2 protein-coding genes are annotated in these 1,805 nt (G+C 50.3%); both read left to right on the top strand.

What is annotated here, in order from left to right; translation table 11 throughout:
* On the top strand, positions 1-711 hold a 711-nt coding region (locus tag J5224_RS26325), incomplete at its 5' end, for a hypothetical protein (protein WP_264628125.1).
* A gap of 8 nt (positions 712-719) precedes the next feature.
* Positions 720-1,529 carry a hypothetical protein gene (locus J5224_RS26320; RefSeq protein ID WP_264628124.1) on the top strand — a complete coding sequence of 270 codons (810 nt, stop codon included), beginning with the start codon at positions 720-722 and terminating at the stop codon, positions 1,527-1,529.
* Positions 1,530-1,805 lie beyond the last annotated feature (276 nt).

Raw genomic sequence — 1,805 nt, 5'->3', positions numbered from 1 at the left:
GTTGCCCTGACCACGGCCACGGGTAAGGCGAATTATTGTGTGATGAGCAATACACTGCGCAGCAATCTGACGTCGTTGATTATCCAGCGCGGTGGGAGCCTGAAAGTAATAGGCCGTATCTGTAAAGTGGTCGGTGATGCGGGTGAAGAGGCCTTTGCCGCTGCCATGGTGGAAAAAATGGGCTTCAACGCTGAACGCATCCTCGGCTACAGTAATAAAGCCGGAGTGCCCAGTCGTTTCGGGCTGACGAACAAGAGCGGCCACGGCCTGGATATGCTGGTCTGGGTGCCACCGCCGCCGTCGCTGACCGTGCGAGTTCCTACTTCCAACACCATGCGCCACAGCATGGATGGGGCAAAGAGTACGCCTGCACCGACCCAGACGCTAACCTTCAAGGAAGATACGTTGCTGGTGATTGAAACCAAAGCGACATTGGGTTTGACTAAGACACCGGGATTTAATAAGACACAGGGAACAGGGGCAGGCAAACTCTCAGACCTCCAAGCTAAGATTGGCTTAGATTCTGGAGGATGGAGTAAAGCAAAAATGTTGGAGGTTGATCCCAACGTCCAAGATAAACTTAATGCTATTGAGGACGCTGTTGCATTAGGAAAAATCAAGTTTCTGCATGCCCAAGTATTTTTTGATTCGCAAGGAGCACTAAGCAAAACTGTCGGAAATGGCTCTGGAATTCAGATTAACACATGGTAGAGGACGAGATGAAAAAGGATAAAAGTAGACTCGGTAGTATTTTGCCACAAGTTAGAAAGTGGGCTTCTGATGGTTTTCTGCCTCGTGATCGGGTTGAAGTTTATGTGAGTGGACAAGGGCACCTTGCTCTCGCTACTGTTGACTTATTCAAGCATAGTATGGTGAAAGTTAAGCAAAGCCTACTATTAACTGATGACAATATAAGCAAAGCCAATGTTCATATGGCACATGCGTTCAGAAGGTTTATATACTCTCAATTGATAGACCTTAACGACATGAGGACAAATGATCGCTTATTCATTTATAGCCTCGACACCCTTACTCACTTCATGTTTGGAGCTATAGCTACAGGCAACCATAAGCTCCTTGAACCATTCCACGAAGCAATTTTCGATAGTCTCAACGGCGGTTATGGTGTTCATGATGGGCGCAAGCCTCCGATCAGTTCCACGCTGCGCTATGCTGCCTTCGGCCTGACTATTATCGGCGACTGGTTAGGCAAACCGCTGGATCTGGACAAACACGCCTTACCACGCGACCCCGCCTGGGGCCAGTTGGTCGCTCACTGGCGCGAACCCGATCCTGAAAAGTTCTTACCTGTGCTGCTCGGTGCCTGTAATACGCATGTCGAGCGCATCGCCGTGACCGAGAGAGAAGCCAACCAGCAAGCTAAACAATTTGAGTTCAACTCTGTTTTCCTCGCAGTCCACCCCACAGAGATCTTGGCTATATTGCGTCTGCGTGAAATCGTGGGGTTGACGAACCCAGCTCACATCGACCATCCACTGATGCAAACACCCTATGCCGCGATTACCTAGGAGAAGTGACAGAGCGCGATGAGCTGCTTGACCGCTTTCTTGAAGTGGTACGTCAGCGTGATCCGCAGGTGCTGCCTTCAGGCCTATGAGAGAGCGAGCCGCTACCATGCAAATTCCAACGTGGGAACAACTTTCTGCTGTGTTCGCTGCTTCCGGTGACGAGCAGGCACAGGCTGTGCGAGAGGCGTTGCTCCAGCAATACAGCGAGTTCGATGACTATCCGGCGACATCATCCGTAGACAACTACGTGGATGCCTTGATCACAATCTATGGTTA

The organism is Candidatus Symbiopectobacterium sp. NZEC135 (assembly GCF_025962695.1).
Note: the sequence above shows the minus strand (reverse complement) of the source record. Positions and strands in the feature narration are given on the sequence as shown.

Excerpts from the sequence above, each read along its gene's own strand:
- J5224_RS26320 (WP_264628124.1), top strand. The coding sequence starts at position 720 with ATGAAAAAGGATAAAAGTAGACTCGGTAGTATTTTGCCACAAGTTAGA.